At 52.6% G+C, this 15,356-nt stretch carries 19 protein-coding genes; 9 read left to right on the top strand and 10 right to left on the bottom strand.

The genetic code is table 11. The features are described 5' to 3' along the window. Positions 1–56: 56 nt before the first annotated feature. The 4 genes from secG to T458_RS55115 form a co-directional block, all read right to left on the bottom strand. Positions 57–299, bottom strand: a complete 243-nt coding sequence (gene secG / locus T458_RS55130; protein ID WP_023555447.1) for a preprotein translocase subunit SecG — start codon at positions 297–299, stop codon at positions 57–59. 120 nt (positions 300–419) lie between these two features. Next, positions 420–734, bottom strand: a complete 315-nt coding sequence (locus T458_RS55125; RefSeq protein ID WP_023555446.1) for a DMT family transporter — start codon at positions 732–734, stop codon at positions 420–422. Next, positions 734–1,072, bottom strand: a complete 339-nt coding sequence (locus T458_RS55120) for a DMT family transporter (RefSeq protein WP_023555445.1) — start codon at positions 1,070–1,072, stop codon at positions 734–736. The genes T458_RS55125 and T458_RS55120 overlap by 1 nt, the downstream gene beginning before the upstream one ends. A gap of 81 nt (positions 1,073–1,153) precedes the next feature. Further along, positions 1,154–1,738, bottom strand: a complete 585-nt coding sequence (locus T458_RS55115; RefSeq protein ID WP_023555444.1) for a TetR/AcrR family transcriptional regulator — start codon at positions 1,736–1,738, stop codon at positions 1,154–1,156. A gap of 228 nt (positions 1,739–1,966) precedes the next feature. On the opposite strand from T458_RS55115, the gene T458_RS55110 reads away from it, so the two are divergent. From T458_RS55110 to T458_RS55095, 4 genes are all read left to right on the top strand, one after another. Continuing rightward, positions 1,967–2,359 carry a YqzM family protein gene (locus T458_RS55110; protein WP_023555443.1) on the top strand — a complete coding sequence of 131 codons (393 nt, stop codon included), beginning with the start codon at positions 1,967–1,969 and terminating at the stop codon, positions 2,357–2,359. A gap of 79 nt (positions 2,360–2,438) precedes the next feature. Beyond that, positions 2,439–3,197 (top strand): ABC transporter ATP-binding protein, encoded by a 759-nt coding sequence (locus T458_RS55105; RefSeq protein ID WP_023555442.1) that lies wholly within the window; start codon positions 2,439–2,441, stop codon positions 3,195–3,197. Continuing rightward, on the top strand, positions 3,194–3,952 hold the full coding sequence (locus T458_RS55100; protein WP_023555441.1) for an ABC transporter permease: 759 nt from the start codon (positions 3,194–3,196) through the stop codon (positions 3,950–3,952). The genes T458_RS55105 and T458_RS55100 overlap by 4 nt, the downstream gene beginning before the upstream one ends. Positions 3,953–3,969: 17 nt before the next feature. Beyond that, positions 3,970–4,302: an HIT family protein gene (locus T458_RS55095; protein WP_023555440.1), complete on the top strand. Its 333-nt coding sequence runs from the start codon at positions 3,970–3,972 to the stop codon at positions 4,300–4,302. Positions 4,303–4,367: 65 nt separating this feature from the next. Here the strand turns inward: T458_RS55095 and T458_RS55090 are convergent, their stop codons facing one another. Then, positions 4,368–5,387 carry an ABC transporter substrate-binding protein gene (locus tag T458_RS55090; protein WP_023555439.1) on the bottom strand — a complete coding sequence of 340 codons (1,020 nt, stop codon included), beginning with the start codon at positions 5,385–5,387 and terminating at the stop codon, positions 4,368–4,370. A 207-nt stretch (positions 5,388–5,594) separates the two neighbouring features. Here T458_RS55090 and T458_RS55085 point away from each other — a divergent pair, with 207 nt between their 5' ends. From T458_RS55085 to T458_RS57420, 5 genes are all read left to right on the top strand, one after another. After that, positions 5,595–6,605 (top strand): FecCD family ABC transporter permease, encoded by a 1,011-nt coding sequence (locus tag T458_RS55085; protein WP_023555438.1) that lies wholly within the window; start codon positions 5,595–5,597, stop codon positions 6,603–6,605. Beyond that, on the top strand, positions 6,602–7,639 hold the full coding sequence (locus tag T458_RS55080) for a FecCD family ABC transporter permease (RefSeq protein ID WP_023555437.1): 1,038 nt from the start codon (positions 6,602–6,604) through the stop codon (positions 7,637–7,639). Before T458_RS55085 ends, T458_RS55080 begins: the two co-directional genes overlap by 4 nt. Before the next feature lie 20 nt (positions 7,640–7,659). Next, positions 7,660–8,499, top strand: a complete 840-nt coding sequence (locus T458_RS55075) for an ABC transporter ATP-binding protein (RefSeq protein WP_023555436.1) — start codon at positions 7,660–7,662, stop codon at positions 8,497–8,499. Between the two features lie 230 nt (positions 8,500–8,729). Continuing rightward, a complete protein-coding gene (locus tag T458_RS55070; protein ID WP_023555435.1) occupies positions 8,730–9,074 on the top strand; it encodes a YkgJ family cysteine cluster protein in 345 nt (114 codons plus the stop codon). 60 nt (positions 9,075–9,134) lie between these two features. Further along, a complete protein-coding gene (locus tag T458_RS57420) occupies positions 9,135–9,302 on the top strand; it encodes a hypothetical protein (protein WP_023555434.1) in 168 nt (55 codons plus the stop codon). A 74-nt stretch (positions 9,303–9,376) separates the two neighbouring features. Here T458_RS57420 and eno read toward each other — a convergent pair whose 3' ends face one another. The 5 genes from eno to gap form a co-directional block, all read right to left on the bottom strand. Beyond that, positions 9,377–10,663, bottom strand: coding sequence for a phosphopyruvate hydratase (gene eno / locus T458_RS55065; RefSeq protein WP_023555433.1), 1,287 nt, complete (start codon positions 10,661–10,663; stop codon positions 9,377–9,379). Positions 10,664–10,734: 71 nt separating this feature from the next. Further along, positions 10,735–12,276 (bottom strand): 2,3-bisphosphoglycerate-independent phosphoglycerate mutase, encoded by a 1,542-nt coding sequence (gene gpmI, locus T458_RS55060; protein ID WP_023555432.1) that lies wholly within the window; start codon positions 12,274–12,276, stop codon positions 10,735–10,737. A 13-nt stretch (positions 12,277–12,289) separates the two neighbouring features. After that, positions 12,290–13,048 carry a triose-phosphate isomerase gene (tpiA, locus tag T458_RS55055; protein WP_023555431.1) on the bottom strand — a complete coding sequence of 253 codons (759 nt, stop codon included), beginning with the start codon at positions 13,046–13,048 and terminating at the stop codon, positions 12,290–12,292. Between the two features lie 11 nt (positions 13,049–13,059). Further along, positions 13,060–14,244, bottom strand: a complete 1,185-nt coding sequence (locus T458_RS55050; RefSeq protein ID WP_023555430.1) for a phosphoglycerate kinase — start codon at positions 14,242–14,244, stop codon at positions 13,060–13,062. A gap of 97 nt (positions 14,245–14,341) precedes the next feature. Beyond that, positions 14,342–15,346 (bottom strand): type I glyceraldehyde-3-phosphate dehydrogenase, encoded by a 1,005-nt coding sequence (gene gap, locus T458_RS55045; RefSeq protein ID WP_023555429.1) that lies wholly within the window; start codon positions 15,344–15,346, stop codon positions 14,342–14,344. Between the last annotated feature and the right edge of the window lie 10 nt (positions 15,347–15,356).

The following is a 15,356-nucleotide window of genomic DNA, read 5'->3' as shown; positions in this document are numbered from 1 at the left end:
ATCCCAATAGCGAAAAAGACAGCAAGGCTAGCTTGCTGTCTCCTACCGTACGTCTATTACGCTCCCGTTTTTAAGAAATACCCGAGCACAATCGCGAAGATCATGAACAAAACCGCAAATACCACGGTCAGTTTTCCTAAAAGAGCATCAATTCCGCGGGCTTTTTGCTTGCCCATCAGTTGCTCCGCGCCCCCGCCAATCGCTCCAGACAGGCCGGCACTTTTTCCGGATTGCAACAATACGACGATAATTAAACCAATACTTGCGATCACAAGTATAATTTTCGCAGCTAATGCCATCTCATTTCACCTCAAAACGGATTTCAAGACGGTGCAAAACCAATGAAACTACTTTACCATATTTAGATAGGATCAGCAACCTGCTTTCCCTTCCATATATATTCAGTTCTTACTCTTTCATCAACTGGTCACGCGCAAAGCCACCACGCTCAAGACAAGAATCGCCAGAGAAGCCACCTGCCCCTTGCTTAGCTTTTCCTTAAACCATACATAACCCAAGGTCGTAATCCCTACCGAACCGATCCCGGTCCATACCGCATACGCGACGCTTGCCGGAATCTCTCGCATAGCTTGGGTCAGGCAGTATATGGAGAACGCCAGCCCGAGCGTCATGACGACCAAGGGCGTTTTCCGCTTCAAACCGTCTATATGCTTCATGGCAACGACAGCGACGACCTCTTCCAATCCCGCCAGGATCAATAAAATCCATGCCATTATGCCCGCTCCCCTTTCGTTGCTCTTTCATTGTCTTTGGTAAACACCTTCAACCCGATAATGCCAATCAGCACGCCAAGCATGGCAATCGCTTGCTTCAGCGAAAACGGGTCCCCCGTCAAAACGCCTGTCATATAGGTGCCGATCGTTCCAATCCCTACGAAGACAGCGTAGGCGATCGCAACCGGGATTTTTTTATACGATTGGATCAACAGGATAAAGCTGACAGCAATGAGCAGGACAATTCCCGTCCACTGCAACGGTGTCGAGGCAATTTTCAGGCTGGAAGCCCATACCACCTCCAGCATTCCTGCTGTAATCACTAAAAACCAACTCATGATGAATGTCTCCCTTCGTTTATGAATGAATGTCAGTCATTTTTTGTTTGAAAAAAAAGTATTGGATGATCTCCAATTACTTTAGGGCTTGAGCAACGCTCTTTTTAAAAAGCTGAATATCTCTTTCTTGAAACCATCCAAAGTATCGTCCTGCTCCATGCCGATATAAAATCGTTCTGACGCATTTTCAACCATATTGATAATGATTCTGGCCGTCCACTTCACATGGATGTCGGCAGCGATCTCGTTGTTCCTCTTTGCTTGCTCTAACAGCTCCTCCAGCCATTCATAATAAGGCTGATAAATCGCTTCCCATTTTTCCATGGAATGTTCGATGGCCAGCCCGGAATAGCAAAAGACGATGACATCCTTGTACGTCTTGGTGATGTGGAAGGTTTCGTCGATCACAACCTCCAGCACGTCCCACAGCTTTTCCCTCGTTTGCGTCTTCTCCTTGATGCGCTCCAGCGTGATCCCGAGAAGATTCTCCGCAATCGCGGGTATTAAAGCTTTTTTCGATGAGAAATATAAATAGAAGGTTCCCTGTGCCACTCCAGCCTTTTTTACGATATCTGAGATAGAAGTGTTGTCGAGCCCTTTTTCAGAAATAACGTCAATGGCTGCTTCTAAAATTTTTTGATGCTTTCCGTCTTTGCTTCCGGACATCGCGCTACTCCCCTATTCGCAAAAATGAATGACTATCATTCATTTTATCTAAAGACGGTGCATCTGTCAAATGTAAGCCTGGGGTATTCCTCATTCTTCCAAAATGACGTGTATAATATGGAAATTGTGTACTTTCTTTGTCCTTTTCCTAGTCTCCTTGCAACTGTCATGATTTTGCCGTAAAATTGCATGTGAACCTTTATACTTGCCTTGGGAGGTCTTTGTCAGATGGCTGGGTCCAACAAAAAAGACATGAATCAAAACGACGTAATTGATTCCGCGAAGGCCTTTTTCACTTCGTTCGGTATCTTGTTTCTTGTATTTCTCATTGCACTCGTAGGATCGATCTTTTTCCCGCCAAGTCACGGCAACGAAGCACAAGGCGGAGCACCTACTGCCAACATTGATGCAGAAGCTATCTTCAAACAAAATTGCTCATCCTGCCACGGCCAAAACCTGGAAGGAATCTCTGGGCCTGCTCTGACGAACGTAGGGTCCCACTTGAGCGCTGATGAGATCGCGAAAATTATCAAAGATGGTAGAGGCGGCATGCCACCAGGAATGCTGAAAAAGCAACCGGAAATCAAAGCGGTTGCGGAATGGCTGTCTGAACATAAGTAAGTACATAGATAGCCCGTACGTTATGGAAAACACCGGAGACTCGTCCTCTTCGGTGTTTTCCTTATTTAAGGAGGCAGCTATGACAACAATCCTTCAGCTGGAAGGTCTGGGCAAACAACTCCATCCTCCCGATGGTCCCTGGCTTTTTCGCGACTTCAGTGCATCTGTTGCAGAGCCTTTGATCATCAGTATTCTGGGCAAATCCGGTCAGGGAAAAAGCACCCTGCTGCGCATCCTTGGCCGTCTGACCGCTCCTGACAGGGGTTCGATGCGGCTGCAAGGCAGAGACGTAAGTCAATGGACACCTGAGGCGTGGCGAATGACCGTGAGCTATGTCGCCCAGCAGCCCGTGATGCTGCCCGGCAGCGTAGAGGATAATTTGCGGGCTGCAGCGTTTCTCCATCAGCGCAGCTTCGATCTTACACAAGCCCGCCAATGGATGGAACAGATCGGATTGGATCATCTCGATTGGAATTCAGGCGCCCAGCAGTTGTCTGGCGGGGAAAAGCAGCGGCTGGCCTTGATCCGTACGCTGCTTCTGCGGCCTGCTGTGCTGCTTTTGGACGAAGTGACATCTTCCCTCGACTCGATCAGCAAACAGGCTACAGAACGCCTCCTCGTCGATCTGCACGCCCATTCCGGCACGACGATCCTGTGGGTGACGCATGATTGGGAAGAAGCCAGGACGACCAGTCAGCAAATCTGGTTTATGGCAGATGGCAGGCTTTTGGAGGATGCGGACAGTCGGACCTTTTTTGACTCTCCTCGCACAGAAGAGGCAAGAGCGTTTCTTCGGTCGTCGCATCTGCTGGCAGAAAGCCTGGAGGGAATCCGATGACCTATCTCTCCATGTCGCTTGCTGCCGCTTTTGTTCTGATCGCCCTTATGCTCTCCACCTGGCAGAAGCTCGGGATGGGCAAAGACATCGTCATTGGCACTGTTCGCTGCACCGTCCAGCTGCTCGCGATCGGCTACGTCCTGCAGTTTGTGTTTCATTCCAATCACTTCGGCTTCATCGGAGCGCTTCTGCTCATGATGATATCCGTAGCTTCCTGGAACGCGTCCCGGCGTGGCGCTCGTCTGAAAGGAATCTACTGGCTCATTTTTGCCTCTTTGAGTGTGACGGAGATCGTGACGATGGGACTCATGATCTTGCTCGGCCTCGTCACTCCGATCCCGCAGTATTTGATTCCGATGAGCGGAATGATTATTGGGGCTTCCATGATTGTTTGCAGCCTTTTTATCACTCAGATGAATCAGGAGACCGCCAGTTCCCGCGGCGAGATCGAAGCGCTCTTGTCATTGGGCGCAACCCGCCGTCAAGCGATTCAGGATGTTATGAAGCGTTCGATAAAAGCCAGCATGATCCCTACCTTCGATACGATGAAAACAATCGGGCTGGTCCAGCTTCCCGGCATGATGACGGGGATGATTATCGCCGGAGCGAGCCCGATCGAAGCAGTCCGCTACCAGATCCTGATCATGTTGATTTTCTCGTCTGCCGCAGCGATTTCGGCTGTCATGATCAGCCTGTTGAGCTACAGGCTGTGGTTTACCAAGGATTCGATGCTGCGCGCGGAACAGGTTAACTAAGAGGAGGAGTACTCAATATGTCAGAGGACTTTTATTGCGAAGAGGTTCTTAGCGGCAAGACTCCCGTGGAAAAAGTGTATGAGACGGAGCGTGTCCTAGCTTACTACCATACCCGCCCCTTCTACGAGGTCCACATCGTCGTCATTCCGAAAAAACATATCTCCTCCCTCCTGACGCTTGCGGAAAGCGACTCTGATCTGCTTCTCGAACTGATCGATGTCGTCAAAATCGTCGCGGAGCAGGTCGTCTCCCAATACGGGGCCAGCCGGGTGCTGACCAATCTCGGTGCATACCAGGACTCCAAGCATCTGCATTGGCATGTTTTCTATGGAAAGCAAATTCGCAACTGAATCGCATCTCAGCAACAAAAAAACACTTGGCCCAATGAAAAGCCAAGTGTTTTTTCTATACCTCATTATTTGTTGCCCAGAATATACCCTTCCATCTCATCGACGACCTTGTTGGCCGCGATGACGCCACCGGAGGTATTCCAGATTGTATCATCTACTTTGTATGCTCTGTTGTTTTTCACGACGTTGAGGTTTTTCCAGAGAGATTCATTGGTCCATTCTTTCTCCAGCTTGGACCCTTCTCCATCCCCTGTCTCATAGGTGAAGTAGAACATAATGTCTCCATCCATTTCCGGGATGCGCTCTTTGGTCACTTCGTCAGCGAATTTCTCTTGGTTCTGAGCAGCTGGTCGGGAAAGTCCGAGATCCTTCATGATCGCTCCCAAGAACGTGTCATTATAGTAAATGCGCACGCGGCCCGGCATAAAGCGAACGACTGAAACCTCTGTGCTCAGCTTGTCGCCTACTTTTTCCTTGAATGCGGCTACCTTCTTATTCCAGTCTTCCAGCACTTTTTCGCCTTCTGCTTTTTTATTGACAGCTTCTGCAAAAAGCATGAAGTTGGCTTTCCAGTCACCACGCGGCTCTTCCACGAATACGGTAGGCGCGATAGCAGACAGTTGTTGGTATACTTTTTCTTGGCGGAATTTCATGCCGAGAATCAAATCAGGCTTCAGTGCAGCGATCGCTTCCAGGTTTGGCTGCGACTCGGACCCTACTACCTGCACGCCTTCCAATTGCGGTTTGACAAAATCGTAAAAGGTGGTCGGATCGGTAAAGGAACCAACTGCGCCGACCGGTTTTACACCGAGTGCAAGCAAGGTTTCCACACCTTGCGTCGTAAGCATGACGACACGCTGAGGCGTTCCTTTGATGGTCGTTTCTCCCATCGCATGCTTGATGGTATAGGACTGATCAGCAGCCGGAGTTGCCTCATTGCTTGGAGTTTGTGCATCAGGTTGGGACTCCGCAGGCTTTTGCTCGCCGGTCTGCCCGCCGCCGCAACCCGTCACCAGCATGACCAATGCCAGCAGAAAGGCTGCGAGTGCTTTGCCCCCTAATGTGCGATATGTACGAGAAAACATGATGAAAAGACCCCTTTCGAATCATCCAAAAAGTGAGAATGATACTCAATTACATTCATTATCCTACAACCTCAGTGAAAAGATGTCAACCATTAAATGATAATGACTCTCATCATCATTGACACCTTCCCTGCGTTCCATTTACAATGACGATAGGATCAACGGTTCGTGAACACCATTTCCCTTACAATGAAGGAAGTAACAGACATGTATCCATTGCTATCAAGTAACATTCGCAAGATTCTGGGGGTTGTCCTCTGTCTTGTTTTGCTCATCTACCTCTGCTATGCCAGCCTGGTCTTTGGCGTAATCGACACCAGTTGGCAGACAGCGATTGATGCTTATACGCATTTTAACGGCTCCAATGAACATATCGTCATCAAGGAAGTGCGTGTCCCGCGGGTTCTGAACGCTTTGAGCGTCGGGTTTTGTCTCGGCCTGGCCGGTACCTTGCTGCAATCTCTGACGCGAAATCCCGTAGCAGATGTTGAACTATTTGGGCTAAACGCTGGTGCCGCGCTGTTCGTTGTCTTCGCCGTGACGTTCATCGGGATCAGCTCCTTGACCCAGTTTACCTGGATTGCCTTTATCGGATCTGCTGTGGCGGGCATCATTGTCTACCTGCTCGGCTCGCTGGGCCGGGACGGCTTATCCCCCGTCAAGCTGATTTTGGCCGGGGCTGCAATCACTGCCTTGTCCGCATCGATTCGCCACGGCATGATGGTGCTCAACGAAAAAGCTGCGGACGAAGTACTATTTTGGCTGGCTGGTTCCGTTGGCGGCAGAAAGCTGGAGTACCTGGAAACGGTATTCCCCTACATGCTGGTCGCGTGGATTCTTGCCTTTCTCTTGGCACGGCCGATCCAAACCCTTTTGATGGGAGAGGATGTAGCCAAAGGACTGGGGCAGCGCACCTTGCTGGTCAAAATCATGACAGGACTAGTCCTCGTCCTGCTCGCAGGCTCTTCTGTCGCGGTGGCCGGACCGATCGGCTTCGTCGGGTTGGTCACGCCGCATCTGGCACGTTTTTTTGTTGGAATCGACACGCGCTGGGTCCTGCTGTACAGCGGAATGTTCGGCTCGGTCCTGCTGTTGGCCGCCGATATCGCCGCCCGCTTCGTCGCCATGCCTGCGGAAGTGCCGATTGGCGTCATGACGGCCCTGATTGGCATCCCGTTCTTCATCTATGTGGCGCGAAAGGGGCTGGATGAAAAGTGAAAGAATATCTTCCTCTTCGCCTCGGCAAGCGTTTTTCGTCTTTTCAGTTACATAAAAAGGCGCTTTGGTTCATCTTCCTGGCATTGGTGATGACCGTTTTGATGATGATCATCAGCCTCGGGATGGGCGAAATGAAAATCACGCCGCTGGAAGTGGTAAAAGTCCTGCTCGGCATCGGCTCTGAGCAACACGAGCTGATCGTCCAGCAGTTCCGGATGCCGCGCATCATCATTGCGGTTCTCGTAGGGGCGGCGCTCGCCTCCGCAGGCGCGATCATGCAGGGAATCGTCCGCAACCCGCTGGCATCTCCGGACATTTTGGGCGTATCAGGCGGTGCCTCCGTCGCGGCAGTGGGCTTTCTGTTGCTGTTCGAGACAGCCAGTATCCGCTGGCTCCCGCCCATTGCTTTTCTCGGAGCTACGCTGACGACCTTGCTGCTGTACGCCCTCGCCTGGAAAAAAGGGGTAACTCCCCTCCGTCTGGTGATGATTGGCGTCGGCATCAAGATCGCGTCGGGCGCCCTCGTGACGCTATTGATCATGTTCAGCCCGTTTTTGCTGCAAAATAAAGCTTTGCTTTGGCTGACAGGAAGCATTTACGGTGTATCCTGGGATGACGTCCAAATGATTCTGCCCTGGATAGTCGTACTGATCGCCTTGGCTGCCTTGCTGGCCAGAAGGGTAAACATCCAGCAGCTTGGCGACGAGATCGCCACTAGCGTAGGCAGCCGCTTGCAGCTGGATCGCTTCCTTCTCCTGATGATCTGTGCGGCATTGGTCGGCACGGCTGTCTCCGTCGGCGGGGACATCAGCTTCGTCGCCCTCCTGGCACCGCATATCGCCAAGCAGCTGATCGGGCCTTCCTTCGGCGGAGCACTGCCTCTGTCCGCTCTGATCGGCTCGCTGATCGTACTCATCGCCGATTTGATCGCCCGCATGGCTTTTTCACCGCTCGATGTGCCAGTCGGTGTCTTTACTTCAGCTGTGGGAGCGCCATTCTTTATCTATCTGCTCTATAAAAACCGCAATCACTGACAGAAAGGGGTCGGAATACCATGCATGCATTGGAGACACGTCAGCTCACCTTGTCGTACGGGGAGCGCAACATTATCGAAGGGCTTGATTTAACCATTCCACGCGGGAAAATTACCGTTTTGATCGGCAGCAACGGCTGCGGCAAATCTACCCTCCTGCGCTCTCTCGCACGTCTCTTGAAGCCCAAGGGAGGAGCGATTTTGCTCGATGGTGAAGCCATAGCCAAGCGCTCGACCAAAGAGGTAGCGAAGCGGCTCGCCATCCTGCCGCAAGGTCCCACGGCCCCTGAAGGTCTCTCTGTCCTGCAATTGGTCAAACAGGGGCGCTACCCCTACCAGACGTGGTTGCAGCAATGGTCCGAGGAAGACGAGAAAATGGTCAATCGGGCATTGGAGGCTACTCAGCTCACCAGCCTTGCAAACCGGGCTGTAGATTCCCTCTCCGGCGGCCAGCGACAACGCGCCTGGATCGCCATGACACTGGCGCAAGGCACCGAGACGATCCTCCTGGATGAGCCTACGACCTATCTGGACATGTCGCACCAGATTGAGATTCTCGATCTGCTGTTTGAATTGAATGAGACCGAGCAGCGCACCATCGTCATGGTCCTGCACGATCTCAATCTGGCTTGCCGCTATGCGCATCACATCGTCGCCGTCCACAATCAGACGGTCGTAGCGGAAGGAGCGCCGGAGGACGTCATGACACAGGAGTTGGTCCGTCAGGTTTTCCAGATGGAATGCGAGATTACTAGCGATCCCCTGTACGGCACTCCGATGTGCATCCCCTACAGCAAAAGCCGTCTGGCAGCCTCAGCGGCGAACAAGCAGGAAGCTGCCAAAGAACCGGTGATGGTGTAAATCAAACAAACGCGGGCATATGTTGATATGTCCGCGTTTGTTTATTATCTCCTCACTTGGGCAGAATCCCCAATCCTCTGGTTCCTCCGATACAAAACGATTGACAAATAATTATTTTTATGTTATTGTAAAAAATTACGAGTATTTACATTTAATCTTATACCTTTCATAATATTCTTTGAAAATAATCAGTCTTCTTCAAAGAATCTTGAGAGGAGTTGAGATACGGCATGGAGACATTACCTTGCCACGGGTGCAAAGGCTTGTGCTGCGGACCAGTGCCTGTCACAGAGAAGGAATTAAAGAAAATCCAGAAAAAAATCAAAACGATGCCGCGAAAAGTCCGCGTAGAACTGGAAAACCAGCCGCGTTTGTTCGGCACCTGCATCTTTTATGACATCAACCAAGACCGCTGCGGCATACATAGCGTTCGACCGGAAGTGTGCCAAGCCTTTGGGTATTATCAAGACCTGGTTTGTTTCCGCAAACCGGAACTGGCCACAAAAGAAAAGCTCATCTTCAAGGAAAGACCGATCGGTCATCTCAGCATTGACTTTACCTGGAAAAACTTTTGATACACCATCCCAGGGAAAATTTGGTATACTGGAGACATACCAGTTCGAGGAGGGATTTCCATGTGGTACATCCTCGGTATTGTCGCAGCCGTCGTCGGCGCTGGTTGGGGCCTGACCGGCTTGCTAAGTCTGAAAAGCAGAGACGCACATGCGATCAAAAATTACAGCGGCGAAATCTACGCCCATCAAAGCCAAATATATCATCAAGACAGCAACACGCCCTTTTAAGCCCCGCAAAAAAAGGACCGTATTCCGCAGCTTCTGCTGTGTGAATACAGTCCTTTTTCGTTTCCGGCCTCTACTTATTTCTTCAAGTTATAGAAAGCTGCACGTCCGCCAAAGCGAGCTGTGTCGCCCAGTTCGTCTTCAATGCGCAGCAATTGGTTGTACTTCGCTACGCGGTCTGTGCGGGATGGAGCACCGGTCTTGATTTGACCCGCATTGGTCGCTACCGCGATATCGGCAATCGTGGTGTCTTCGGTCTCGCCGGAGCGGTGGGAGATGACAGCTGTATAGCCAGCCACTTTCGCCATTTCGATCGCTTCGAAGGTCTCAGTCAGCGTACCGATTTGGTTTACTTTGACCAGGATGGAGTTTCCGGTGTCGCTTTCGATCCCGCGGGACAGACGCTCGGTGTTGGTTACGAACAGGTCGTCACCCACGAGCTGCACCTTGCTGCCCAATTTATCAGTGAGAGCTTTCCAGCCATCCCAATCATCCTCGGACAAGCCGTCTTCGATGGAGATGATCGGATATTTGCTGACCAGATCCTCGTAGAAGGCGATCATTTCTTCGGTCGTTTTCACGACACCTTCGCCCTCGAAGTGGTATTTGCCATCTTTGAACATCTCAGTTGCTGCTACGTCCAGTGCGATGAAGACGTCTTTACCAGCTTCGTAGCCCGCTGCCTTGATCGCCTCGAGAATGGTAGTGATTGCTTCTTCATTGGATTTCAGGTTCGGAGCAAAACCGCCCTCGTCACCAACTGCGGTGTTCATGCCTTTGTCGGAGAGAACTTTTTTCAGGGAGTGGAAAATCTCTGCTCCCATGCGCAGCGCTTCCTTGAAGGATTCTGCGCCAACTGGCATAACCATGAATTCCTGGATGTCGACGGTGTTGTCTGCGTGCTTCCCGCCGTTGAGGATGTTCATCATTGGCACTGGAAGAGTTTTCGCGTTGAAGCCGCCCAGGTAATTGTACAGGGAGACGCCGAGGGAATCTGCCGCTGCACGAGCAACTGCCATGGATACGCCAAGAATCGCATTCGCACCCAATTTTCCTTTGTTTGGCGTGCCGTCGAGCTGCAGCATGGCCATGTCTACTCCTACTTGATCCAGAGCGTCCATGCCGATCAGTTCAGGAGCGATGATCTCGTTTACGTTTTCTACAGCCTTCAATACGCCTTTGCCCAGGTAGCGGGACTTGTCGCCGTCACGCAGCTCTACGGCTTCATACGCGCCGGTAGAAGCGCCGGATGGCACCGCAGCGCGGCCCATTGTGCCGTCCTCGAGGTATACCTCTACTTCAACGGTCGGGTTTCCGCGGGAATCCATAATTTCACGTGCATAAATGTCTGTAATCATTGCCATCTCTCATCCATCTCCTTTACATGAAACTCGTAGTAAGCTGTCTATCCTTCTACAGTTTGTGATACCCAGGACTATTTTGCAAGCAAGGATTTTCCTGTCATCTCTGCAGGTTGTTGGACCTGCAGCAGATCGAGCAAGGTCGGCGAAAGATCTGCCAGGATTCCGTCCGTTCTCAGCTCTGCGCCTTCCTTCGTCACGATCACTGGGACCGGATAGGTGCTGTGGGACGTGATCGGGCGTCCTGCTTCATCGAGCATCAGGTCGGCATTGCCGTGGTCTGCTGTGATGATGGCGGCACCGCCCTTGGCGAGAATGGCATCGACTACTCTTCCGAGGCAGGCATCGACTGTCTCGACCGCCTTGATCGTCGGCTCCATCATGCCAGAGTGCCCGACCATGTCACAGTTGGCGAAGTTCAGGATGATCGCGTCGAAGTTCTCCGCCTCGATCTCCTTCACCACTGCATCTGTCAGCTCCAGCGCACTCATCTCGGGCTTCAAATCGTACGTCGCAACCTTCGGCGACGGAATCAGGATACGAGTCTCGCCCGGGAACTCCTGCTCGCGTCCGCCGCTGAAAAAGAACGTCACGTGCGGGTATTTCTCCGTCTCTGCGATGCGAAGCTGCTTCAAGCCGTTCTGGGAAAGCACTTCTCCCAGGGTATTGTCCAGATTGGAAGGCTTATAGGCGACATAGCCGTCTACCGATTCCGAGAAATGCGTCAGGCAGACAAAATGCAAGTCGCGCGGGCGGTTCTCGCCGCGGTCAAAGCCGCGAAAATCGTCGTTCGTAAAGGCTTGCGAGGTCTGGATCGCCCGGTCGGGACGGAAGTTGAAAAAGATGATCGCGTCCTTGTCCTGGATCGTAGTAACAGGCTTGCCCTGCTCGTCTGTGATGACCGTCGGCATGACGAATTCGTCCATGATCGACTTTTCATACGATTCCTTCACAGCCTGGAGCGGATCTGTATAGGAAGGGCCATCACCGTAGGCCATTGCCCGGTACGCCTTTTCTACCCGCTCCCAGCGCTTGTCGCGGTCCATCGCATAGTAGCGTCCCTGGACTGTCGCGATTTTGCCGACGCCGATCTCGGCGATTTTGGCCTGCAGCTGCTCGATGTAGTCCACTGCGCTGTCAGGCGATACATCCCGTCCGTCCAGAAAAGCGTGGATGTAGACGCGGTCGAAGTTCTGCCGCTTCGCCAGCTCCAGGATCGCGTACAAATGCTGAATATGGCTGTGTACGCCGCCGTCCGACAGCAGGCCGAAGAGATGAACCTTCGTACCGTTTTCACGCGCGTGGTTGAATGCTGCGACCAGGGTCTCGTTGTTGTAAAAATCGCCTTCTGCAATCGATTTGGTGATGCGCGTCAGATCCTGGTAGACGACGCGTCCGGCACCAATATTCAGATGACCGACTTCGGAGTTGCCCATCTGTCCCTCCGGCAGGCCGACAGCAAGTCCGCTCGCCTGCAGGGTGGCGTGCGGATAGGTATTCCAGTAACGATCAAAATTCGGTTTTTTTGCCTGTGCGACAGCATTGCCGTAGGTTTCGTCACGCAGCGCAAAACCGTCCAAAATCAGCAAAGCGACCGGTTTGGGCCGATGTGCCATCTGACTTCCCTCCCTATTCTTGCAGTGATCCCTTGACGAGTTGAAGGTAGCTTGCCGCGTCCAGACTGGCTCCCCCGACCAACGCTCCATCGATATCCGGCTGCGACAGATAGCTGGCGATATTCTCCGGCTTCACACTGCCGCCGTACTGGATGCGTACACGCGCACCGGCATCTTGTCCAAAGCGCTCTGCGATCACCTGGCGAATCACCGCGATGGTCTCGTTCGCCTCCTGTGCGCTGGAGGATTTGCCCGTGCCAATCGCCCAGATTGGTTCATAGGCAATGACCACATCAGCCACCTGTTCCGCTTCCAGTCCTGCCAATGCCGCCTCTGTCTGCGTGCGCACGACCTTGGCAGTCTCGCCTGCCTCGCGCTGCTCCAGGCTTTCCCCTACGCATAGAATTGGCACCAAGCCGTGCTTGAGGGCTGCCAGCACTTTTTTATTCACCGTCTCGTCTGTTTCATTGAAGTATTGACGACGCTCGGAATGACCGATGATTACGTATTCGACGCCGATCTCTTTTAGCATGGACGGGCTGATCTCCCCGGTAAAGGCTCCCTGCTCCTCAAAATGCATGTTCTGTGCGCCAAGCGCCAGGCCGCTTCCTTGCAGCGCTTCTGACAGAGCAGACAGAGCTGTATAGGGCGCACAAATCACCTTTTGCACACCCGCAATGTCGCTTCCCGCTTTGGCTTCCTCCGCGAATTTCTTCGCTTCGGCAATGGTCTTGAACATCTTCCAGTTTCCCGCGATGATTGGCGTTCTCACCTTGATTCCCCCTATTCGTTATCTGTCAGAACGGTCACTCCCGGCAGTTCCTTGCCTTCCATGAATTCCAGTGAAGCGCCGCCGCCAGTCGAGATATGCGTCATCTCTTCTGCGACTCCTGCCTTCTCCACTGCAGCTACCGAATCGCCGCCGCCGATGATCGTCGTTCCCGAACATTCTTTCATGGCGCGGGCCACCCCGATTGTCCCTTGTGCAAAGGCGTCCATCTCGAATACACCCATCGGCCCGTTCCACACCACGGTTTTGGACTCCACAATGACGCGGTGGTAGGCTTCTACAGTCTTCGGTCCGATATCGAGCGCCATCCAGCCCTCTGGAATCGCATCGATCGCGACCGTCTTTTTCTCCGCATCCGCCGCGAAGCGATCCGCGACGACGACATCGATCGGCATCATCAGGTTTACACCGCGTTCCTTCGCCTGTTCCATCAAGGAACGAGCCAGATCCAGCTTGTCATCCTCGCACAGCGATGCCCCGATCGCATAGCCCTGCGCTTTCAGGAAGGTATTCGCCATTCCGCCGCCGATGATCAGGTGATCCACTTTCGTCAGCAGATTTTCGATCACGGCGATCTTGTCCTTCACCTTGGCACCGCCGACGATGGCTGTGAAAGGCCGCTCGGGATTCGAGAGCGCACCGCCCATGAAGCGGATCTCCTTTTCCATCAAAAGTCCGCTTACAGCAGGTATGTACTGAGCGATGCCTGCTGTAGACGCATGCGCGCGATGGGCTGTGCCAAACGCATCGTTGACGAACAGATCCGCCAGCTCAGCGAAGCTTTTCGCAAGCTCTGGATCATTCTTCTCTTCGCCAGGGTGAAAACGGACATTCTCCAGCAAGAGGACGTCTCCATTCTTCATCCCTGCTACCGCCGCCTTCACTTCTTCCCCCACCGAGTCCCCCAGCTTGGTCACTTCTTTGCCGAGCAGAGCAGACAGATGAGCGGCAACTGGAGTGAGGCGCATCTCTTCTACGACCTGGCCTTTGGGACGGCCAAAATGACTCGCCAAAATCACCTTGGCCCCGGCGTCTGCCATGTAGCGAATGGTCGGGACGGCAGCCCGAATCCGCGTATCATCGGTAATCACACCGTCCTGCATCGGAACATTGAAGTCGACACGGCAAAACACGCGCTTCCCCGCCAGCTCAACATCGCGGATAGATTTCTTATTCATGAACGATCCTCCCAAATCAGTGGCTTATTCTTCGTAAAATCCATATGGGAAAAGGGAGATCTCTCTCCCTTTTTTCCAAACAAATCTATTTTACTTTTTACAAGCCACGCTGCGCAACATAATGGCACAAGTCTACGACGCGGTTGGAATAGCCCCACTCATTGTCGTACCAGGAGACAACTTTCACCATATTGCCTTCCAATACCATGGTCGACAGCGCATCGATCGTCGAAGAAGCCGGGTTGCCGTTGTAGTCCGAAGAAACCAAAGGCTCTTCCGAATAGCCTATGATGCCTTTCAGCTTGCCGTTTGCAGCTTCTTTCAAAGCCTGATTCACTTCATCTACGGTTACATCTTTTTTCAGTTCTGCTACCAGATCCACTACCGATACGTTCGGTGTAGGAACACGCATCGCAAAGCCGTTCAGCTTGCCTTTCAGCTCAGGCAGCACGAGCGCTACCGCTTTGGCAGCCCCGGTCGAGGTCGGGATGATGTTCTCTGCTGCTGCGCGGGCACGGCGCAGGTCCTTGTGCGGCAGGTCCAGGATTTGCTGGTCATTGGTATAAGAGTGAACGGTAGTCATCAGACCGCGCACGATGCCGAACTGATCGTTCAGTACCTTTGCGAACGGAGCCAGGCAGTTGGTGGTGCAGGAAGCGTTGGAGATGACGGTATGAGCCGCTGGATCGTAATTTTCTTCGTTAACGCCCATGACAACCGTGATGTCTTCATTCGTAGCAGGCGCCGAGATGATGACTTTTTTCGCTCCACCCTCCAGGTGTTTCGCCGCATCCTCGCGCTTCGTGAAGCGTCCGGTAGATTCCACGACGATTTCCACGCCGTAATCCGCCCATTTGAGTTGAGCCGGATCGCGCTCCGCCAATACCTTGATTTCTTTGCCGCCGACAAACAGCGTGTTGTCTCCCGCTTCTACGTCAGCATCCAGTACGCCGTGCACCGAATCGTATTTCAACAAATGCGCCAGTGTGCGCGCATCGGTCAAATCATTGACTGCGACGATCTCCACATTGGGATTGTTCAGCGCTGCACGAAACACATTGCGACCGATGCGTCCAAAACCGTTAATACCAACCTTTACCATATCCAAAACC

The organism is Brevibacillus panacihumi W25 (genome assembly GCF_000503775.1).
GTDB lineage: Bacteria > Bacillota > Bacilli > Brevibacillales > Brevibacillaceae > Brevibacillus > Brevibacillus panacihumi_A.
This window is presented reverse-complemented; position numbering and strand designations above follow the sequence as displayed.